This window comes from Kiloniella litopenaei (assembly GCF_000982415.1).
Classification (GTDB): domain Bacteria; phylum Pseudomonadota; class Alphaproteobacteria; order Kiloniellales; family Kiloniellaceae; genus Kiloniella; species Kiloniella litopenaei.
The window spans coordinates 1-20,100 of the sequence record NZ_LANI01000026.1; the positions used below are offsets into that span (position 1 = coordinate 1).

Annotated in this window: 19 protein-coding genes and 1 tRNA gene; 8 read left to right on the plus strand and 12 right to left on the minus strand. The window is 45.4% G+C overall.

The window, feature by feature from the left end:
* Positions 1–304: 304 nt before the first annotated feature.
* Positions 305–1,699, plus strand: a complete 1,395-nt coding sequence (locus WH95_RS16590) for a cache domain-containing protein (RefSeq protein WP_046509399.1) — start codon at positions 305–307, stop codon at positions 1,697–1,699.
* Positions 1,696–2,337 carry a two-component system response regulator MctR gene (locus WH95_RS16595; RefSeq protein ID WP_046509401.1) on the plus strand — a complete coding sequence of 214 codons (642 nt, stop codon included), beginning with the start codon at positions 1,696–1,698 and terminating at the stop codon, positions 2,335–2,337. The genes WH95_RS16590 and WH95_RS16595 overlap by 4 nt, the downstream gene beginning before the upstream one ends.
* Before the next feature lie 55 nt (positions 2,338–2,392).
* On the opposite strand, the gene WH95_RS16600 is transcribed toward WH95_RS16595, so the two are convergent.
* From WH95_RS16600 to WH95_RS16630, 7 genes are all read right to left on the minus strand, one after another.
* Positions 2,393–3,931 (minus strand): TrkH family potassium uptake protein, encoded by a 1,539-nt coding sequence (locus WH95_RS16600; protein ID WP_342667144.1) that lies wholly within the window; start codon positions 3,929–3,931, stop codon positions 2,393–2,395.
* 144 nt (positions 3,932–4,075) lie between these two features.
* Positions 4,076–4,684 (minus strand): GTP cyclohydrolase I FolE, encoded by a 609-nt coding sequence (gene folE / locus WH95_RS16605; protein ID WP_113772042.1) that lies wholly within the window; start codon positions 4,682–4,684, stop codon positions 4,076–4,078.
* A gap of 55 nt (positions 4,685–4,739) precedes the next feature.
* Entirely contained in the window at positions 4,740–5,132 is a 393-nt protein-coding gene (apaG, locus tag WH95_RS16610) for a Co2+/Mg2+ efflux protein ApaG (protein WP_046509405.1), read from the minus strand.
* Between the two features lie 206 nt (positions 5,133–5,338).
* Complete coding sequence (locus WH95_RS16615) at positions 5,339–6,022, minus strand: ATP-binding cassette domain-containing protein (RefSeq protein ID WP_046509407.1); 684 nt, start codon at positions 6,020–6,022, stop codon at positions 5,339–5,341.
* 34 nt (positions 6,023–6,056) lie between these two features.
* The gene (locus tag WH95_RS16620; protein ID WP_046509409.1) at positions 6,057–7,775 is read right to left on the minus strand and encodes an ABC transporter permease; all 1,719 of its coding nucleotides are present in this window, start codon (positions 7,773–7,775) and stop codon (positions 6,057–6,059) included.
* A 38-nt stretch (positions 7,776–7,813) separates the two neighbouring features.
* Positions 7,814–9,052: an ABC transporter substrate-binding protein gene (locus WH95_RS16625; protein WP_113772043.1), complete on the minus strand. Its 1,239-nt coding sequence runs from the start codon at positions 9,050–9,052 to the stop codon at positions 7,814–7,816.
* 222 nt (positions 9,053–9,274) lie between these two features.
* Positions 9,275–9,763 carry an Hsp20 family protein gene (locus tag WH95_RS16630; RefSeq protein WP_046509411.1) on the minus strand — a complete coding sequence of 163 codons (489 nt, stop codon included), beginning with the start codon at positions 9,761–9,763 and terminating at the stop codon, positions 9,275–9,277.
* 263 nt (positions 9,764–10,026) lie between these two features.
* Here WH95_RS16630 and WH95_RS16635 point away from each other — a divergent pair.
* The 6 genes from WH95_RS16635 (at position 10,027) to WH95_RS20745 (ending at position 15,315) form a co-directional block, all read left to right on the plus strand.
* Positions 10,027–10,100, plus strand: a tRNA-Gly gene (locus tag WH95_RS16635).
* Positions 10,101–10,156: 56 nt separating this feature from the next.
* Positions 10,157–10,612: an NUDIX hydrolase gene (locus tag WH95_RS16640; RefSeq protein WP_046509412.1), complete on the plus strand. Its 456-nt coding sequence runs from the start codon at positions 10,157–10,159 to the stop codon at positions 10,610–10,612.
* Positions 10,612–11,610: a glycerophosphodiester phosphodiesterase gene (locus WH95_RS16645; protein WP_082114204.1), complete on the plus strand. Its 999-nt coding sequence runs from the start codon at positions 10,612–10,614 to the stop codon at positions 11,608–11,610. The genes WH95_RS16640 and WH95_RS16645 overlap by 1 nt, the downstream gene beginning before the upstream one ends.
* Before the next feature lie 236 nt (positions 11,611–11,846).
* Positions 11,847–12,440, plus strand: coding sequence for a biotin transporter BioY (locus WH95_RS16650; RefSeq protein WP_046509414.1), 594 nt, complete (start codon positions 11,847–11,849; stop codon positions 12,438–12,440).
* 253 nt (positions 12,441–12,693) lie between these two features.
* A complete protein-coding gene (locus WH95_RS16655; protein WP_046509416.1) occupies positions 12,694–12,951 on the plus strand; it encodes a hypothetical protein in 258 nt (85 codons plus the stop codon).
* A 195-nt stretch (positions 12,952–13,146) separates the two neighbouring features.
* The gene (locus WH95_RS20745) at positions 13,147–15,315 is read left to right on the plus strand and encodes a bifunctional diguanylate cyclase/phosphodiesterase (protein WP_052742104.1); all 2,169 of its coding nucleotides are present in this window, start codon (positions 13,147–13,149) and stop codon (positions 15,313–15,315) included.
* A 15-nt stretch (positions 15,316–15,330) separates the two neighbouring features.
* Here WH95_RS20745 and WH95_RS16665 read toward each other — a convergent pair whose 3' ends face one another.
* The 5 genes from WH95_RS16665 to WH95_RS16685 form a co-directional block, all read right to left on the minus strand.
* The gene (locus WH95_RS16665) at positions 15,331–16,482 is read right to left on the minus strand and encodes a CobW family GTP-binding protein (RefSeq protein ID WP_082114205.1); all 1,152 of its coding nucleotides are present in this window, start codon (positions 16,480–16,482) and stop codon (positions 15,331–15,333) included.
* 12 nt (positions 16,483–16,494) lie between these two features.
* Positions 16,495–17,550 (minus strand): COX15/CtaA family protein, encoded by a 1,056-nt coding sequence (locus tag WH95_RS16670; RefSeq protein ID WP_046509417.1) that lies wholly within the window; start codon positions 17,548–17,550, stop codon positions 16,495–16,497.
* A 347-nt stretch (positions 17,551–17,897) separates the two neighbouring features.
* On the minus strand, positions 17,898–18,302 hold the full coding sequence (locus WH95_RS16675; protein ID WP_046509419.1) for a tellurite resistance TerB family protein: 405 nt from the start codon (positions 18,300–18,302) through the stop codon (positions 17,898–17,900).
* A gap of 382 nt (positions 18,303–18,684) precedes the next feature.
* The gene (locus WH95_RS16680) at positions 18,685–19,080 is read right to left on the minus strand and encodes a COG4315 family predicted lipoprotein (protein ID WP_052742105.1); all 396 of its coding nucleotides are present in this window, start codon (positions 19,078–19,080) and stop codon (positions 18,685–18,687) included.
* 169 nt (positions 19,081–19,249) lie between these two features.
* Entirely contained in the window at positions 19,250–19,876 is a 627-nt protein-coding gene (locus WH95_RS16685) for a LysE family translocator (protein WP_046509422.1), read from the minus strand.
* Positions 19,877–20,100 lie beyond the last annotated feature (224 nt).

The following is a 20,100-nucleotide window of genomic DNA, read 5'->3' on the forward strand; positions in this document are numbered from 1 at the left end:
GTTAGAAACTTTCTACGATTCATTAAAATTGCCTCCGGTTAGAAAGAATAATCTCAAACTTGCAAGATTTCTTGTTTTTATTATGACGCCGCTTCTTTGACGGCTTGATTGTGCTGTATATTGTTGGGGACTGTCTATCAGGAACAGTCCGGGATTTATATTCGCAGCAGTCGGTAGTTAATCACGTTTTGTGGGGGGACGAAAATACCAACTAATACTGAGAGAAAAGCAAAAAGTAGCATGCTATAGTCAGAATTTAATGCAAATATCCCGTAATGTTTCAAGGTGAACGGAAAATAAGGTTATGAATTTAAAGCAGAAAGTGCTCTTGCTTGCAACCGTTCCCTTGATTTTGGCGATTTCGGCTATTTCTATTTTGGTAACCTATCAAACACAACGGTTATCCAATGATGAAATCGCGGCATTTGAGCGAAATATGCTGAATGCCAAGAAATTGGAGCTGTTAAATTATTTAAGTCTGGCTCAGACATCAATTCGGCATATTTATGAACCTGCCTTGGCAGATGATTCCGAAGCAAAAAGACAGGTTAATGAGATACTGAAAACCCTGACCTATGGTGAGGATGGTTATTTCTTTGTGTATGATTTTGAAGGCACAAATCTTGTCCATCCCAAACAACCCGAATTGATAGGCAAAAATTGGTGGGAGCTAAAAGATACCACGGGTAATCTTGTCATTCAGAATTTGATTTTCAGGGCACAAGAGGGTGGTGGTTTTCATCGTTACTTATGGGCGAAACCCTCTACCGGAGAGATTCGGGATAAAATCAGTTATGCAGTTGCACTTGATAAATGGAACTGGATGTTGGGAACGGGGCTTTATATTGATGATGTTATTGCCCAGGTGGCTGAGTTTGAGTTGGAAGTTGAAGAACGTATTCGGGAAACATCTGTCATTATTCTGATTATCACCTTCACCGCGCTTGGTGGTGTTTTTGTAACTGGGATTGCCATAAACCTTCATGAGCGGCGCGTTGCGGATGGAAAGTTAAAAGATCTTACACAGCGCATTATAGAAACACAGGAAGAAGAGAGAGGGCGTGTTGCCCGAGAGCTTCATGATGGAATTAGCCAAATTCTTGTTTCAATAAAGTATGCGCATGAAATAGCGTTGAAAAAAGCACAACGTATAACTGAAGATACCGAGGGGGTCGCCGGGGCAATTGAAAAAGGGGCAAACGCCTTGAACATTGCCATTAACGAAGTCCGGCGTATTTCCCGGGATCTAAGGCCAAGCCTGTTAGATGATCTGGGCTTGTCCCCAGCCTTGGAGAGTTTGGCCCATGAATTTTCCGAGCGAACGAACATTAAAGTTAAAATAAGTACTGTCACTTTCCGGAACTTGCTGCCAAAGGATGCAAAAACAACATTGTTTAGGGTTGCTCAGGAAGCTTTGACAAATATTGAACGCCATGCAAATGCGGATCTTGTCACACTTAACTTGGCGGCACATCATGGCATTGTAACATTAGATATCGTTGATAATGGTTCCGGTTTTGATATTCAGGGGTTGAATACTCGAAAAGACCCACTCGCAGGTATTGGGCTACGTAATATGCAAGAGCGCATGGAGCATCATGGTGGTGAGTTGGAAATTACGTCTTCCTCATCAGGCACAAGGATCGTTGCGACACTGCCGAAAGGTATTTTGAGGACAGAGGCCGAGGTCAAATCATGACGAATAAAAAAACAGTAATATCTGTTCTGCTGTGTGACGACCATCCTTTGGTTCGGGATGGCCTGCGATCCTGTCTGGAACTTTACGATAACATCGAAGTAATTGGCGAGGCCACGACCGGGGCCGAAGCTTTGGCAAAGGCCGAAGGGCTGAGGCCGGATGTTGTCCTGATGGATATTAATATGCCGGAATTGAACGGGCTGGACGCGACAGAAATATTTGCTGAAAAGTATCCAGAGATAAAACTCCTTATCCTGAGCATGCATAATAATCGTGAATATATATCAAGCGCTCTACGGTATGGGGCGCGTGGTTATGTGCTCAAAGATGTTCCTTCGCAAGAAGTAGTTGCTGCTATTGAAGCTGTGCATTTAGGGGGAACTTATTTTAGTTCTGGTGTTTCTAAAATTCTGATGTCTTATCAGGATAGTGATGTCGAAGGGCCTTTGACCACGCGGGAACAAACAATTTTGTTGTTACTGGCAGAAGGCAAAAGTAACAAGCACGTTGCCCTGGAATTGGATATCAGTGTGCGCACAGTGGAAACACACCGTAAGAACATCAAAAGAAAGCTGGATATAAGCTCAACCGCTGGTCTAACGCGCTATGCCATTGAAAATGGTTTGCTTTCACGCTGAAGAGAGAGACCTTGATAACCTTTGAGCGGGCTGGTTTTCCTGTATTGTATCTTGGTTAGCCACGCCAGAACCGGGGGAGGATCATCACCATAATAGTGAAGAGTTCCAGTCGTCCAAGGAGCATCCCTGCTGACATGAGCCATTTGGCACTGTCGGGTAAAGGTTGAAAGTTTCCGGCGGGGCCAATGGTTTCCCCAAGGCCAGGGCCAACATTTGCAATTGCAGTTGCCGCGCCTGAAATAGCAGTGATGAAATCCAATCCCGAGAAACCTAATCCTGCTGCAAGCAAGACAAAACTGACGGCAAAGAGGAAGAAGAAGCTCATGACTGAGTCTGAGACACTTTCCGGGATTGGGTTACCATTATAGGTCGGAAAGAAAATACCGTTGGGTTGGATCAAACGGTTGAGCTGTGCCTCGGCAGTTGAATAGAGAACCTGCAGGCGAAATATTTTAATGCCACAGGTCGTGGAGCCTGCGCACCCACCGACAAACATCAGGATAAATAACAAGGCGAGGGCAAAGCCACCCCACAAGCCATAGTCTGCGGTTGTAAAGCCGCTACCGGTCATGAGGGAGATGACGTTAAAGGCTGAAAGTCGTAATGCCGTAGCAAAAGAATAGCCATTGTCCGCAACCAGCCAATAGGTGATGAGCACAATTGATAACCCAAGGATAATCAGGAAAGTTTTTACCTGACTGTCCTTGATAAGAGATTTGAAATCCCCGCGTATCACGCGCAGGTAGAGAATAAAAGGAATGGAGCCAAGAACCATAAATCCGCTGATCGCCCAATGGATTTTAGGGTCTTCAAAATGCCCGATCGATGCATCGTAGGTCGAAAATCCACCCGTCGCTATTGAGGTCATTGCGTGCACAACGGCATCAAAGCCACTCATGCCTAACAGAGAAAGGATGATTGCTGCGCCGATTGTAATAAAGACATAGAAAATCGCGATTGCAGCGGCAATCTGGGCGGCTTTGGGAAGTACTTTATCTGCCTCGAAAGCTTCGACCCGGAACATTTGCATACCACCAACTTGCAGTATGGGAAGAATGGCGACGGCCATCACGATAATACCGATTCCGCCAAGCCATTGTAGAATGCCACGCCAGAGAAGAATTCCAGGGGGTGTTTCATCCAGCCCGACAATAATTGTTGAGCCTGTGGTCGTGATCCCGGACATGGATTCAAAGAAGGCATCGGTGATGCTGAGTTCCAGTTCTGAAAATGCCAAAGGGACAGCTCCGGCGATGGCGATCGTCAGCCAGGCGAGGTTCGTAATAACAAAGGCTTCGCGCAAACTAAAGGCTGTCCAGGTTGCGTTGGTTGCCAGAACCATTGATATGCCAACCGAAAGGCTGAGGGCAGAAGACGTCGCGAAAACGCGCCAGTCAGGGTGCCCGGCGGCTGCATCAACGATGGCAGGTATGATCATGGCAATGGCCATGATTGAAAGCAGTATTCCTGTGACGAAGACGACGGGACGGAACTTGATCATCTTCAAACCTTTTGGCCGAATAATGTTTTCAGGACCAATGAAAATCACCCGGAAACGAAAGCGGGAAAATCCATTGGGGCGCCAGATTGGCATCAAAAAGATCTTATATCTATTCCAATTAGGAAACTGACATAAGGGCGAAATTGCTGGGAGCGTATCAGAAAAATAAAGCTATTGGTATGCAAAAGCCCCCTATCCGCATTGCGGATTAATGGGGGCTTTGGACTTTTCGATTTCTTAAGACGCTGAAGAAGAAGGATTTCCAATGAGTGAGAGGAATTCACGTCTTGTAGATGGATTGGTCCGGAACAGACCAAGCATACGGCTGGTTACCATTGTTACGCCTGATTTATGAACGCCCCGGGTTGTCATACATTGGTGCGCAGCTTCGATCACAACGGCAACGCCTTTGGGTTGGAGAACCTCGTTAATGGCATTGGCCACTTGTGCGGTCATCTTTTCCTGAATCTGAAGCCGTTTTGCATAGGCCTCTATAACGCGAGCAAGCTTACTGATGCCAACAACGCGGTTATTGGGTAGATAAGCGACATGTGCTTTACCGATAATCGGTGCCATGTGGTGTTCGCAGTGAGATTCAAAACGGATGTCCCGGAGTAGTACAATCTCGTCGTATCCTTCGACTTCTTCGAAAGTACGCTCAAGTAATTCCCGAGGTTCTATATTGTAGCCAGCAAAAAACTCTTCGTAACTGCGTACGACACGATCAGGTGTTCCCAAAAGACCTTCGCGGGTGGGGTCGTCGCCCGCCCAACGCAAAAGGGTTTCAACAGCGGCCAGAGCTTCATCGCGTGAAGGGCGGATGACTTTGCTATCTTTGTCACTCACGGACTGTATTCCTTAAAGCTTCTATCGGATCCGAGATACCAATAGAAGAGTTGTTCTAGTTCGGACGCGCTATTTCGTAAGGGCTGTCCAGTGAAAAGGGTGGAACAAGTACATCGTAAAGTTCCCCGCTTGTGTCTTCCATTTCATAACTGCCACACATAATTCCAGAGGCAGTAGAAAGAGGTGTACCGCTTGTATATTCAAAACTTTCACCAGGTTTCAAGAGAGGTTGTTCGCCAACGACACCTGCACCTCTGACTTCCTGAATACGTCCCATTGAATCAGTAATACGCCAGTAGCGATTTTTCAGGGTGACGGCTTCGTTGCCGGTATTCTCTATCTGAACCTGATACGCCCAGACATAATGGTCATCAGTAGGTGACGACTGATCTTCAAGAAAAGTCGGTGTTACTGTTACCGTTATAGACCGGGTTGTCTGGCTATACATGAACGCTGGCTCCCAAGCTATCCCAAAACGAGACCGCTTTTATCTTGTTTTTGCCGCAAGAGCAAAATCAAGACAATATTTCTGTTATTAAAAAAATCTCATATCACTTTGTTAGACGACTGTTAATATAAATATATTAACAGAAAGCAATCCCTTCTGTGCATTATTCATGGAAATAATGCGAGAATTTCATTGGAAAATTGGTTCTATAAATCGGACATTTGAATAACTTTACCACCCGTAGATTGGGCGTCGTCCGGATCATGCGTGACCATAAGCGTTGGCAGATTGTTGGCTCGGGCATGTCTAAAGACAAAGTTACGAAAACGGGCGCGGAGTTCAGCATCAAGCTTTGAGAAAGGTTCATCAAGTAATAGGGCGCGCGGCTGTGAGAGGAGTGTTCTCAAAACAGCAATTCGTGCGCGTTGTCCACCAGATAGAGTTGCTGGATCACGATTTTCGAATTCTGATAGTCCTGCTTCATCAAGCGCTTGAGCGATTAAAGTATTCCTTTTTTTCTTATCTTTTATATGCGCTGGAATTCCAAACCCTAGGTTGTCGTTTACTGACATGTGGGGGAAAAGAAGATCTTCCTGAAAAAGCATACCGATGTGTCGTTCTTCCGGTGGCAGATTTATGAGATTTAGCTCATCCAGAAGAACCTGCCCCTCAAGTGCGAAATCTCTTTCCAGTGTTCCGCTGATAGCGGCAAGCAGACTTGATTTTCCGCAACCACTTGGCCCCATTATGGTGACAATTTCCCCAGGCGAAATACTCAGCGATAATTTTGAGAAGAGCTGCTGACTTCGCAAACTTAGCGCAAGTTCTTTTAAATGGAGAGAAGGGGCCGTTGCAGCAATTGCATCCTGCTGAAAGATTTTTTGTTGCATGGCGTGATTTAATGTCCTCACTTAATGATCTCGCTCAATGTTCTCTCAGGGTACGGCGATTGCGGAAAATAACATTCGGCAAAGCCAGTGCAGTAGCAAAACATAACAGGGGTAACAGGGCTTGAAGCAAGGCATAAACAGCAATAATACGTCTGTTACCGCTCGCGGAAAGATTAACAGCTTCGGTCGTCAGTGTGGAGAACCTTCCACCACCGATAAAGAGAGTGGGTAGATATTGGGCAACGGAAACAGCAAAACCGATTGCGAGGGCAAATAGCAACGGCCTGAGCAACATTGGTAACCGGATCCGCCAAAAAGCACGTGTTGGACTTACCCCCATAGAAAGAGCAACCTTAATATAGCGATCATCATGTTGTCGATAGGGATCGGTCAGAGATAAAAACACATAGGGAAGAACAAAGAGAAGATGGCCCCAGATCATGGCAAGCCAAGTGGCATCTATCCCAGCCTTGATTGTTAAAACCTGTACGCCAAAGAGGAAGGAAACCTGGGGGATCATAAGAGGTAAATAGACTAGCCATAAAGCTCCTGTCCCGGCGGATTTTTTCCGGCGTTTTTCATTCTCAAGACATGCAATGACAAGGATAACCGCAATCAAAGAGCTAATCAGGCCGATGATCAGGGTCGCAGAACTGCTCCACAAGAGGTTGTTTATATTACGATCCCAGCTTTGGATGCTCCAGACAGAGGGCAAAAAATCCGGATATTGCCATCGACGTGTGAAGGACCAGAAAACGATGACAAGCAGGCTGCCAAAAAACAAAACAAAAATACTATTCAGCGATATTCTGGAAAATATCCTGACAGGCGTTTCTGCAAAGGATCTTTTGCCATTTGCTAGCCAGCGTCTCGTCAACCGGGAGACAGCTTTTTCTGTCGCCCACCAGAGAAAGATTACGCCGACAACAACACCAAGTTGAAGCAACGCCCCGGCAGCGGCGATTGTCCGATAGCTTAAATCAGGGTCATTGAACCATCGAAGAACCAGTATGGATAATGTTGGTGGTGTTGTGGGGCCAAGGATAAGGGCAATATCAACGACGGAAAGTGAGAAAGCCAGCACGGCATAAATGGGCAGGCGAATTTGCTTGTAGATAACCGGCAGTACGCCCTTTATCCATGCTGAGACGGGATGATATCCCAAGGTTTTCGCGAGCTTCAGACGTTGCTTGGCTTGTGACTGATCCAACGCAGCCACGATCATCAGCAAAAGATAGGGGGTTTCTTTGATCATTAACCCCAGAATGAGAGAGAGGCCCCATTCATCATGAATAACGGCAATGTCTGGGGGGCGCTCCCATCCGGTTGCCCAGGGGGAAATCGTTCTCGTAATCCAGCCACTTGGGGCTATGAGGAACGCAAGGCCGATGGCAAGCGCCGAATGTGGAATAGCAAGGATTGGGGCAAGAAGTTGACGTGCTCTCTTAAAAGAGTTTGTTCCTTGCCATGCGGCAACAAAAGTTAGCGATAGAATGAGTGACAGGAGTGTGGCGATTATTCCACTGCTAACAGATGTCAGAAGGGCATTGGGGAGTGCCGGATGTGCAAAAAGCTGTGTCCATGCAGCCGTCGTGAAAGATACCTGCCCGATGGCGGGCAGATATCCAAAGGCTGGAAAAATGGTGCTGAAGAGGCCAGCAAGAACGGGGAGCAGAAAAACCATGAGCGTCAACACGGGAACAGTGCGCAAACTGAAAAGCACGCTGAGAGTTGAGCTGAAGGATTTTGCCATGGCGTTACGCTATCGTCGGCTTATACGGATAATAGAGCTTATTGTCCGTATCGTGTCAGCCATTCTTTTTCGATACGTTCCATCCAGCTTGGGTGTGGCTCGAGCAAGGTCGGCCCCAGATCTTGCGGAGACAGGGTGGCAACGCCCAATTCAATGTTAGCAAATATTTTTTGATCTTCAGGCGACAGTTTGGCGATAGAAAGTACGGTATCATCACCCCAGTACTGTGGATCCTGCTTTCGGGCCTGTGCTTCCGGGCTCATCAGGAAGTCTGCAACAACCATTGCTGCTTCTTTACTGGATGAATTGTAGGGGATGGCAACAAAGTGGGTGTTGCCAATTGTTCCCTTGTCAAAAACAAAGGTTCTCACGCTTGGGGCCAGTTCACCGGATTTGATAAGAGAAGAAGCAGCCCCCGGATTGAAGGAGAGATGAATATCGACTTCGCCGTCATCTAGCAGTTGCTGTTGAGCTGAACTGCTTGCCGGAAACTGTTTGCCATCGCGCCAGAGAGCTGGGTGGAGTTGATCAAGATAATTCCACAGAGCTGATGTTGCTTTTTCGAATTCAGCGTCGTTTGTTACTTCGTTACGCAGAACTTCAGGATCGTCAACTGTCTCGACCAGAACCTGTTTTAGAAAGGTAGACCCCAAGTAGTCCGGGGGGGATGGATAGGTGAAACGCCCTGAATTGTTCTGGGCCCAGATCAAGAGTTCTGCGCTAGAATTGGGAGTATTATCCACACGGGCGCTATCGTAAATGAAGTTAAACTTCGCCATTCCCCAAGGGGCTTCAAGACCATCAACCGGAATTGTGAAATCGGTTGTTGTCGTTGCTTTGTTTTCAACATCAACAAAACGATAGTTGGGAAGATTTTCGGTGAAGGGGCCAAACAGAAGCCCGTTTTTCTTCATAGAGGCAAAGTTTTCACCATTAATCCAGACGAGATCTACAGAGCCTTTGGTATTTTTACCCGCGGTTTTTTCGGCCAGAACCCGACTGACAACATCTGCGGTATCCGTAACCTTGACGTGTTTGAGAGTGATTTTATTGTCTTCCCATACCCGCTTGCCAACCCAGGCGATATATTCATTGATAAGTTCACTGCCGCCCCAGGCATTCCAGTAAAGGGTTTGCCCTTGGGCTTTGGCTTCAATTTTTGCCCAGTCTTGCGTTGGAAGGCTTTGGTCTTGGGCGACACCTTCTTGTGGTGATGTCACGCTGAAAACAAGCCCTGTAATAAGAACCGCAGAAGTGAAAGTATTTTTGATCCCCATAGATGCCCTCATTTACGTAATCAGTTGAAACTGATTCGTTCTGTTTCAGAAAGTTCAGGCAAAGGTATAGATCAAACCAAGCTTTGTCAGCTTTAAGAACCTGTGATCACGAGGGTTTTACCTCAATAGGAAAAGCTTGGGGCTTGTTGTGAGATAAAAACAAGCGTCGGGGATGATCCCGACGCTTGCGAGAGGCAACAGATAAACTAATGCGTAAGGGGGTTACGCGGCTTTATTCTTTGTTCCCTCAATTATTTTTTTAGCTTTACCCAGCAAATTCGCGGGTTGCCCTTGGGATATCTCAATCGTACGCGGTCTCTTTTCTTCCGGAATTTCACGGATGAGATCAATGGTGAGCAAGCCGTCTTTAAGATATGCATTCTCAACTTTGACATAGTCATCAAGTTGGAATTTTTGTTCAAATTTTCGGGTGCTCAAGCCGTGATGCAAATATTTACGCTCTTCTTTGGTTTGGGGGATTTCCCCTGAAACGAGAAGCATGTTTTCATGAAAACTGATATTGAGCATCTCTTGGGTGAAACCTGCGACAGCCATAGTGATTCTGTACTGGTCTTCGTTGACGCTTTCAATGTTATAGGGCGGATAGCTCAGGCTATTGTCTTTATAGTCTGGTATTTCATCCAGCATCCGTGCCAGGCGGTCAAACCCGACTGTTGAACGGAAAAGCGGTGATAGATCATAACGTGTCATAACGACATCCTCCTAAAAGCAATGTGATCATAACAAACGGCCATTAAGGCCTATGTTGCGGGTCTGATATCAGCCCCCGCTAGACAACATTTAGGAAGGCTTTCTTTGACGTCAAGAGCGCAAAAAGTAAAATTTTACCCTAAAAAATATTAGCTGTTTCGTTTGCTAAAAGTAATGGAGGCACGTCACATATATCTTGTCATATTATCGGGCAAAGGATACCACTAATGATCTTATATGTGCCAATCTGGCGCCTTGCTATAGCGGGTGTAGTTCAATGGTAGAACGGCAGCTTCCCAAGCTGCATACGAGGGTTCGATTCCCTTCACCCGCTCCAATTAGTCAGTTACCGAAGTTCTTTGGCTTGATTATTTTATAAAAGAAAGTTCCTTGATGAGTTCCCAAGAAAATAACAATGAAACGTCAGAAGTAATCAGGATTGCGGCAGCTGTGATCGGTAATCGGCATGGTAAAATGCTTCTTGTTAGAAAACGGGGCACATCTTTTTTTATGCAGGCGGGCGGAAAGATTGAACATGGGGAAGAGCCGTTGGCTGCTCTGGAACGTGAACTTGGCGAAGAGCTTGGTTTTACCTTTGATCGGGCGGACTGTCGTTTTTTGGGTAAGTTTACGGCACCGGCGGCAAATGAAGAACATGCTTCTGTAGAAGCAGATGTTTTTTATATTAAAAGTGATACCTCTGTTGGGCCACAGGCAGAAATTGAACAGGCAATCTGGATTGATCCACGCAATATGGGATCGATGAAGGTTGCGCCCCTGACACGTCAGGTTTTGGTTCTCAACTTTGATGATAGCAAGCCAATCGGGCAGCCAGTGGGGAATAGTTAATGACTTTAAGACAGGTGATAAGCAGGGCTTTTGTAATCCTTGCCGTTTTTGGGCTTACGCAACCGGTTGTGGCAGAAAATATTTCAAAACGATTTACTGATCTTGGTGTGGTAGAGAACTTTGATTTACAGGGGCATCGCGGTGCGCGTGGATTGGCGCCGGAAAATACGTTGGCTGGTTTTTCCAAAGCACTGGAGCTTGGGGTGACAACCCTGGAACTTGATACGGGTGTTACCCGGGATGGTGTTGTGGTTATACATCATGATCCTTATTTGAATTCTGATATCGCACGAGACACCAAAGGGAACTGGGTTGAGGCCAAGTCCCTTGTTTTGAAGGCGATGACTTATCAGGATCTAGCCAGTTTTAATGTGGGTGCGCTTAAACCCGGATCAAAGTACGCCAAAAGGTTTGCGCAACAAAAGTCTGAAGAATTTCAATCTATTCCCAGGTTATCTGATTTGTTTGATCTGGTCACAAAGTCAGGTAACAACAATGTACGGTTTAATGTTGAAACTAAAATAAATCCGTTAGCACCGGATATGACAGTTAATCCAGAGGCTTTCGTCGGGGCACTTTTGGCGGTTATCAATAAACATGGCATGTGGGATCGGGTAACAATCCAGTCTTTTGATTGGCGTACGCTTCAACTGGTACAGAAACGGGCACCGGACATTCCGACGGTTTATTTAAGCGCTCAACAAAAGTGGCTGGATAATATTGCTGTTGGACAAAAGGGAACCAGTGGTTGGACTGCTGGTTTTGATGTTGATGACTATGCAGGAAGTATTCCAAAAATGGTCAAGTCTGCCGGTGGAAGCGTCTGGTCTCCTTTTTATCGTGAGCTAACACCAGAATTGGTACAAGAAGCACATAAAGAGGGGCTGAAAGTCATTCCTTGGACTGTTAATAATCCAGAAGATTTTTCGCGGTTAATCAAAATGGGGGTGGATGGCATTATTACAGATTACCCGGACATCAACCTATCTGGCGGTTAGGCGAAAAAAACTTATACGTGCCTTAGGTTGGGTGCCTGAAAATAGTCGGGGCAGCATTTTTTAACTGTGTAACGTTTAATTGCAGGTACTGTTGTCATATACCCAACCTGTACCTGCAGAATTGCAACTTTCTTCTTGAGAGCACGCTTGGTAGAGTTCAATTGAATTTGTCGATTCTTATTTCTTCTAATAGAATTCGATAACAACTATTTGTTTATTTTGCAGGAGGCATATTGATGCTCTCGGTACAGACCGCTCATCCGACGTTGGGCCAGCAACTTGTGGGTTCTTATTCTAACCTTTTTACAAAAATGTTGATGGTGTTTGTCGGGTCCCTCGCTCTTTGGGCGTCGGCCAAGATTCAAATTCCTTTTTATCCCGTACCAATGACCATGCAAACCACCGTGGTCTTTATGATCGGCATGGCTTATGGTTGGCGCCTTGGTGGCCTGACAATCATGCTTTATCTTTTTGAAGGCGCGATGGGACTTCCGGTCTTTTCTGGTACGCCTGACAAAGGGCTAGGTCTTGCCTATATGATGGGGACAACCGGGGGCTACCTTCTTGGTTTCTTCTTTGCGGCTGTTTTACTTGGCTGGTTGGCAGAAAAGGGATGGGATCGAAATTATATCTCAACGGCTATTGCCATGATCATTGGTAATGCTGTGATTTATAGTTTTGGTTTGCTTTGGCTTGGTTCCCTTGTTGGCTGGGATAAGCCTGTTCTGGAATGGGGCATGTTGCCTTTCCTTATGGGTGATGCAGTCAAACTGGCTTTGGCTTCATTATTGTTGCCGACAGTCTGGAAACTATTGGGAAATCAAAAATAATTGATTTTTGCCATTTTGGGGCCTGATGTTACCCAGTTTTAGGCTTCATGTTACAAGGCGTTGTTTTCAAGAAAACAACGCCTTTATTGTTTTTATAAAAGCTTTGTTCATCTCGGCGTGGATTTGTCCTTGTGTTGATTGTTCTTGCCCTAAGAGCTGCCGGATTCTAGAAAATACCTGTTCTACTGTATTTTAATGAACTTGATTATAAATCGAAGCCCCTTTCAAGGTGACCGATTACGTGGGGAATAACATGGTTGGCCGCATTATTCAGATCATACTTCTTTGTTTTGTTGTCGGGGTGGTTCTTGCTGCTTTCAATACAGATGCGTTGGGGCTTTTGAACTGGGTTGTTGATAACTTCCAGAAGGTCGTCGATTCTACCGCTGAATTAATTGATTGGGGCGGGCATTACATACTTTTGGGTGCGGGACTGGTTTTACCTATCGTTGCGATTAATTTCTTGATCAAATATTTCAGAGATCGCGGGTCAAAAAAACATCCTGAATAGAGCCAGGAAAGACAAAGTAATATTTCGTGTAAAAAAAAGCAGTAAATAATCCTAATCTTTACATTCCAGTAAGAGTCACTTTGTTAGTTTAGAGAATGAAACGGAGTGGTTTTCTCAAGTTACCAAAACTGCTCTGACAGTGGTTTTTTGTACAATGGAATGGATGACTATTTCTGTGATGGTCATGAATAAAGTTTGAATACAGATATCAAGCAAATCCTGAATGCTCTGCCCGATCTTGCGCTTTTGGTGCGAGGCCAGAGTGTTGTTTTCTGCAACAAAGCGGGATGCGACATGCTTGGTTATGATAATTCTGACAATGATAATTTTTTACCTATTATTGATCTTATTGACGTCGAATATCACGAGGTGTTTAACGAGATTTGGCAAGGATTATTAGAAACTGGAAAAACAGATTTCCCTCTAAAAGTTATTGGCTTCAACAATAGTAAGCATGAGATTATGTTTTATGCCGATTCTGTTGTTGAGGCTGAACAGAACACCATTATTCTCTATGGTAAGGATTTCTCTCTTGCCAAGAAAAATGCGGCAGCTCTTGTCGAAAGCGAGATGTCACAGCGAATTTTGAAAGATGCGGCTTTGTCTTTCCTGTGTATCTGTGACGATAAAGGTATCAGCTACATGAATCCCGCAGGGCTAAAATTGCTCGAGGGAGAAAAAGAAGATGATGTCCTCGGCGAGGTGTTTTCAAGATTTGTCCATCCTGATTATAAGTCAGTTTTTAACAAGGATTTTAAGCTTTTATCAGCTGAAACACAGGCTTTTCCCTTAAAGCTAATAGGATTAAAGGGGGGCGAGCTGCGTGTTGAAATGTTTGTCTCTAAATTCCGACATGGGGGCCGAAGTGCCTATCTAATCGAAGCCAAGGATATCAATGATCTTTTGTTGCGACAGGAAGAGTTGCTGCGTATTCAGGGGGTCTTAAAGAAAAAGGTAGCAGAGCGCACACAAGAGCTTTCAAAGGAAATCAAGGCACGGATTGAAGCGCAAAAAACTGTGGAACATATGACTTATCATGATGCTTTAACAGGCCTTGGTAATCGTATCCAGTTTGTGCATGCTGTTGATCAGTACCCAACCCTTCTTAGAGGGACTGAGATCTACGAAGATGATGATCCCAGTGAGAAAAAGCAATATTGTGCTGTTCTTGTAATGGATCTGGATCACTTCAAGGACCTGAATGACATCTTTGGTCATGAAACGGGGGATCAGCTTCTTCGTAAAATTGCGGATCTACTCAAAGAAGAATTAATCCCCGGCGCGCATCTGGCTCGATTGGGGGGAGACGAATTCGCGTTGATGTTACCTGTCGAAGAAAAAGTTGATGCGGAATATTGTGCTCAGCGGCTCTTGATGCGGATGGGGAAAGCCTTTTTCTTAAGTGGCAAAGAAGTTTATTCAGGATGTAGTGTCGGGATTGCGATTGGTCCAGAACATGGGGAAACGGCAACTGAGCTTTTGGGGCATGCTGAAATGGCGCTCTATCAGGCGAAACATAAGGGACGGTCGACCTACACATTCTTTGACAGCAGTTTAAAAAAGAATCTTGAAGAAAGCAGCCGAATTGAGCACCTGCTTCGGGCTGCGTTGGATAAAGATGAATTTGAACTTTATTACCAGCCTCAGATCGAACTACAGACAGGGCGTTTAATCGGGGCTGAAGCTCTTATTCGTTGGCATAGCAGCGATGGAATGGTTAGCCCAGATCGCTTTATTCCTATTGCTGAAAAAACAGGGTTAATAGACCCAATCACCGATTGGGTTATGACAACCGCCTGTACACAGGCAAAAGAGTGGCAAAATATTTTGCCAGGTATTCGTGTCGCAGTTAATTTGTCTGCTATTTCATTCAGACAGGTTGATTTTGTCCATAAGGTCGCCGAAGTTCTGGAGTTTACCCAGGTCAGTCCGGGATGCCTTGAGCTAGAAATTACCGAGACCGCAATTATGGCCGACTTTAGAGAAGCTGATCGTATATTGAATAGTCTCGCTGAACTCGGGGTACACTTGGCGATTGATGACTTTGGTACCGGCTATTCCTCGCTTTCATACCTAAAGAGATTCCCGGTAAATAAGTTAAAGATTGATAAGTCGTTTGTTTTGAAACTAGACCAAAATCAGGATGACGCGGCTATCACAGCAGCAATCATATCCATGGCACATGCTATGGGAACAAAAGTCTTGGCCGAAGGCGTAGAAGAAAAATCCCACATGTTATTCCTCAAGGAACGGGGGTGCGAAGAAGCACAGGGGTATTTCTTTGCCAAACCGATGCCTGCTGAAGATTTCCTTAGATGGTGTAACCATGAAGGCGCGGGTAATCTTAAGACTGTTGCCGGTTAACTCAGGGCTATCCCTCTAGATCAAATCTTCACTCTGTTCCATAAAGGCTTTAAAGGTATCTTCGAACATTTCCTTTTTCAGGTCTTTAACGATAAAAACAATTTTTGATCGGCGATCTGAATCTGGCCAGTTTTCCAGCATGACGGGGGGATGAAAAACGTGCTGAACGCCATGAATAACGATGGGGTTCTTATCACCCTCGATGTTAAGCAAGCCTTTGATCCGAAGTAAGTTACTGCCGTACAGCGTGATCAGCATATCAACCCATGAATTAAGCTGATCCCAGTCGAGGGGCTTGTCATGTGTCAGGCAGAAAGCATGTACTTTGTCATCGTGTCTGTTGACGTCGTGACTATGGTCATGCCCGTGGTGGTGATGGTGCCCGTGATCATGCCCCTGATCATGTCCGTGCCCGTGGTTATTGTGATCATGTGCGTGAGAGTGGTTGTGCTCGTTATCAAAGGCTTCGGCTTTTAGCCAGTTCTGGACATCCAGCGATTTGGTTTCAGGATTATAAAGACCTGCGTTGAAAAGCTGGGCAGGATCAATTTGCCCTTTTGCTGTTTTGAAGACACTGGCTGTAGGATTCAGGTCTTTGAGGCGGGCCAGAAGGTCACTAAAATCCTTGTCTTGGGAGAGATCTGTTTTGGTCAGGAGAAGGCGATCAGCAACGGCTGCCTGTTTGACTGATTCTTGATGATTAGTCAGAGTTTCGGCGCCGTTAATGGCATCAACAGTGACGATAACGCCATCCAGTCTAAAGCGGTCGCTCAAAAAAGGGTCGGACATTAATGTCTGAAGAATTGGGGCTGGATCTGCCAGACCGGTTGTTTCAATGACAATACGGTTAAAGGCGGGCACTTCCTGTATCAAACGTTGTTTGTACAGCTTTCTGATTGTTTCGACCAAATCTCCGCGAACGGTACAGCAGAGGCAACCGCTGTTCATCAGAACAATGTCTTCTGTGGAGCTTTCCACCAGCAGATGATCGAGCCCGATTTCGCCGAATTCATTCACAATGACAGCAGTCTCATCCATATCGGGATGTTGTAGAAGTTCTTTCAGCAGGGTGGTTTTACCACTCCCTAAAAAGCCCGTGAGAACAGAGATGGCAAGCGGTTCATCGGGGATGTCCATATCGTGGACCTGAAATTTATAATCTGACATATCCAATAAACCTTAATAGAGAGCGGGATTTTTATCCCGGCGCACAACATAGAGCGCATAGAGACTGGCGGTAAGATACAAGAGGCCACCGGCCTGATGCATGGCTGCTAATGAGATGGGGACAACAAGTAAAAGAGTACTTATACCCAATATAACCTGAACGACGGCACTCAAGAGCAGAAGATTCATGGCAAGTGTTAGATCCGAAGACCGAGGTAAAAGAGCTGCCCATATCCATATAACCAGGGTAATGGTGAAGGTGGTAATGGCCAAAGCCCGATGATTGAACTGTACGCTTGCGATATTTTCAAAAATATTCAAATACCATGGTTCCAGCGCATGATAGGCATCGGGAATGATTTCCCCGTCCATCAAGGGGAAGGTATTGTAAATCATGCCTGCATTGAGACCGGCCACAAGGCCACCAGAAGCAATTGTTATGGTCACGAGTATGGGGGTGAGGTAAAGCGGTATGTGAAGCTTGGCACTTGATAGGGCCGAGTTTCTGCTTGGAATTGGGAACAGCAAGCCAATGGCTATCCAGAAAAGATAGGCATAAATGGCAAAGGCCATTAACAGGTGCGCGGTTAATCTGTACTGGCTGACATCTGTTCTGTCGGCAAAACCGCTGGCAACCATGTACCAGCCCAAGCCTCCCTGTAATCCGCCAAGAATAAACATCAGGATTAAATGGGGAATGAGTGGTTTTCTGATTTGTCCTCTAATCAAAAACCACAAAAAAGGTAACAGGAAAACAACACCAATAGCCCGCCCCCACAGGCGATGAATGAACTCCCACCAGAAAATACTTTTGAACTCGTCCAGGCTCATACCCAGGTTTTCTTGCTGGTATTCGGGGATTTGTTTGTAGATATCAAACATACGTTCCCATTCAGCTTGGTTCATGGGGGGGAGAACGCCTTTGAAAGGTTCCCACACCATGATTGACAGCCCTGATTCAGTTAGGCGGGTAATGGCGCCAATGACGGCCATCGCCAGAATCATTCCACAGCAAAATAAAAGCCAAAGGGCAATGGGGCGATCTTGTTGTCGTGTGTCGGATATCATGCAGTGCCTGCCAAAAACGATAGCTCTATAATAGGTGTTATATAAGGATTTTGATGGGTTTCAATAGCGAAATCACAAGATCGTCAATGCCCTGTTAAGAGGTTTTCCTAATAGAGGAACTCGGGGGCGAGATAATGGGTTACTTTGTTAATTTATCGGCAAGTGATAGAGGCATTTTGTGTGTGCCTGTCCTTCCGCACGTGTGACCCCTTCTTTTGTGGGATCAAGAAAGACAAAAGGATGCCTTATCTCAAATATGGGTGCGGGGACATGGAGGTGAAGTTTCTTTTGAAATAAAAAAAGAGAGGTTGTTGGCCTCTCTTTTATCAATTCAGAATTTTCAAATGCTAAGCATGCATATAGCGGGCACGGGCACCGCGTTCGATTGCCGCGGCTGCCAGACGTTCGATATCAAGTGTATGACGTAGGATTTCCAACAGACGTAATTCTTCCTGGCTGGCAATACCATCCGCAGCAACGACTTCTAGTGCAAGCGCATAGGCTGTCTCTCTGAGATGCTCTGGTAGCGCAGCGACAACTTTATCAAGGACGCGATCAATACCATCGTCACCCTCGAGAAGGTTAGCGCATTCGCGGGAATCCATAGGAAGGTCTTCCGGGTTGTAGCCTTTGAACACAGGCAGGAATTTTACGATTTCACCAATCGTTGCCAGCTCTGAATCAGTCATGTCGCTGTCAGATGCAGATGTAAGAACCATTACATAGACCAAGGCAGAACGATAATCGGTCATTGAGACACTTCCTTATGAACGTGTATAAACATTGTACGTAATATCTGAAATACAGAGCTTCTTACTTGTGAAGAAGCCCGATAAATTTCAATAGCTTTTCTATTACTATAACAGCCTTGGTGAATAAGTCCCTAGTGAAGTCTTGAAAAGTGGTGTTATTTTTCGCCTAAAGCTAAAGGTGGATGTTGTCGGGCTGTTTATCCGTTGATTGCGGTCAATATCATTATCATCAACGTTGAATAACAAAGTTCGTTTTGGTGTCATCAACTTGGCAGTCTGGGACGAGATTCTTTAACCAATGTGTAAGCCATATCGCCTGAGGCAGCGGGGATGCTTTTTCGTTGATCAAGAAACTCGTCCATAATGGTTTAAGACTCGGGCATCAAGGTTTTACAACATGCCAGACGCCTTTGAATTTATCTCCGGTGACATCGCCGGGCTTTTTGTCCTGCACCCAACCATAAAGTGGCATTCCTTTATATGCCCACTGTTGCGTCCCGTCATCACGGGTAATTTTTGTGTAATTTCCTTGTTCAGCAGCTGAAGATGAAGCGAGAAGAGGGGGCCAGGCTTTTGCACAACCGCCATTGCAGGCTGATTTCCCACTTGAATCCTTATCAAAGGAGTAGAGGGTCATTCCGTTGTTGTTAACGAGAATTTCCCCCAGAGATGTTTCGCTGGTGGTGACGATACCATCCAGATTTTCTGCAGATGCAGCAAGGGGAGAAACCATTATAAGTGTCGTTGCGGCGACGATTGTTTTTAGCAGTGTTTTCATTGCCTTCATTTCCTCAATTTAGAGATTTAAAAATATCCGTGTAGGTAGAAGACACTTCAACGTTGGTATTTATTCTCTGTATGTGAAAATAAATTGTACTGAATAAGAAAAATGCCGGATATTTCCGGCACTTTCTGGTGTTTAATAAGGTTTTGGGGATGAGATAACTCTATTTACTTGATGTGGCCAGAAGACCGCCAGCAGCAATGAGGAACGATCCGCTGGTCCGGTTCATCATTTTTTGCCCCTTTTGCGTTCTGGTCAGAAAAGCAAGCTGTTTTCCCGAGATTGCATAAAGGAATAAGGCGATAATTTCGAGAAGTACAAAGGTGATACCCATTGTTGCTATCTGAGGTAATATTGGAAGAACAGGGTCAATAAATTGAGGGAAGAAGGCTGTGAAAACCAAGATTGCTTTGGGATTACTGATTGCTACCAGAAATTCCTGTCGAATAATGGCATAGGGAGAGGCTTTTGATTTTTGTTGTCCTTCAATCGCTTCGGCATTCTCCGTTTTTGTGCGCCACAAGCGAATGCCAAGATAAACAAGATATATCGCGCCGCCGATTTTCAGAACGTAAAAGGCTGTTGTAGAGGCTGCCAAGATGGCGCCCAGTCCCGTGGCGGTGAGCACAATAAGGATTGCAAAGGCTGCCAGACGGCCCAATCCACCTATCATCGCATCAAACAGTCCATAGCGCAGACCATTTGTCATGGCGAGCATGTTGTTTGGGCCAGGCAAAATATTGATTGCAAAGGCTGCAGGAATAAACAGCAACAAGAGATCTAACGACATATCAGGCTCCAGCACGGGGGTATGAATTGGGTAAAAGCTTAGTTGGTATAGAGAGGGGCGTATAGGAAAAGAATGAAGTGCCAGACATTGTAGTGTTACAATGGCTTTTCCAAAGTGCTGGGCGCCAAAATGACAAAAGACCGCTCAAAGGCGGTCTTTGTGGTCAATTATTCTTTTTTGAATAATTGGTCGGGGAGAGAGGATTCGAACCTCCGACCCTCTGG

Excerpts from the sequence above, each read along its gene's own strand:
- WH95_RS16655 (WP_046509416.1), top strand. The coding sequence starts at position 12,694 with ATGGTTGGCCGCATTATTCAGATCATACTTCTTTGTTTTGTTGTCGGG.
- WH95_RS16640 (WP_046509412.1), top strand. The coding sequence starts at position 10,157 with ATGAGTTCCCAAGAAAATAACAATGAAACGTCAGAAGTAATCAGGATT.
- WH95_RS16615 (WP_046509407.1), bottom strand. The coding sequence starts at position 6,022 with ATGCAACAAAAAATCTTTCAGCAGGATGCAATTGCTGCAACGGCCCCT.
- WH95_RS16595 (WP_046509401.1), top strand. The coding sequence starts at position 1,696 with ATGACGAATAAAAAAACAGTAATATCTGTTCTGCTGTGTGACGACCAT.
- WH95_RS16625 (WP_113772043.1), bottom strand. The coding sequence starts at position 9,052 with ATGGGGATCAAAAATACTTTCACTTCTGCGGTTCTTATTACAGGGCTT.
- WH95_RS16675 (WP_046509419.1), bottom strand. The coding sequence starts at position 18,302 with ATGACCGATTATCGTTCTGCCTTGGTCTATGTAATGGTTCTTACATCT.
- WH95_RS16685 (WP_046509422.1), bottom strand. The coding sequence starts at position 19,876 with ATGTCGTTAGATCTCTTGTTGCTGTTTATTCCTGCAGCCTTTGCAATC.
- WH95_RS16645 (WP_082114204.1), top strand. The coding sequence starts at position 10,612 with ATGACTTTAAGACAGGTGATAAGCAGGGCTTTTGTAATCCTTGCCGTT.
- WH95_RS16665 (WP_082114205.1), bottom strand. The coding sequence starts at position 16,482 with ATGTCAGATTATAAATTTCAGGTCCACGATATGGACATCCCCGATGAA.
- WH95_RS16650 (WP_046509414.1), top strand. The coding sequence starts at position 11,847 with ATGCTCTCGGTACAGACCGCTCATCCGACGTTGGGCCAGCAACTTGTG.
- WH95_RS16630 (WP_046509411.1), bottom strand. The coding sequence starts at position 9,763 with ATGACACGTTATGATCTATCACCGCTTTTCCGTTCAACAGTCGGGTTT.
- WH95_RS16680 (WP_052742105.1), bottom strand. The coding sequence starts at position 19,080 with ATGAAAACACTGCTAAAAACAATCGTCGCCGCAACGACACTTATAATG.
- WH95_RS16590 (WP_046509399.1), top strand. The coding sequence starts at position 305 with ATGAATTTAAAGCAGAAAGTGCTCTTGCTTGCAACCGTTCCCTTGATT.
- WH95_RS16670 (WP_046509417.1), bottom strand. The coding sequence starts at position 17,550 with ATGATATCCGACACACGACAACAAGATCGCCCCATTGCCCTTTGGCTT.
- WH95_RS16620 (WP_046509409.1), bottom strand. The coding sequence starts at position 7,775 with ATGGCAAAATCCTTCAGCTCAACTCTCAGCGTGCTTTTCAGTTTGCGC.
- apaG (WP_046509405.1), bottom strand. The coding sequence starts at position 5,132 with ATGTATAGCCAGACAACCCGGTCTATAACGGTAACAGTAACACCGACT.
- WH95_RS16600 (WP_342667144.1), bottom strand. The coding sequence starts at position 3,931 with ATGCCAATCTGGCGCCCCAATGGATTTTCCCGCTTTCGTTTCCGGGTG.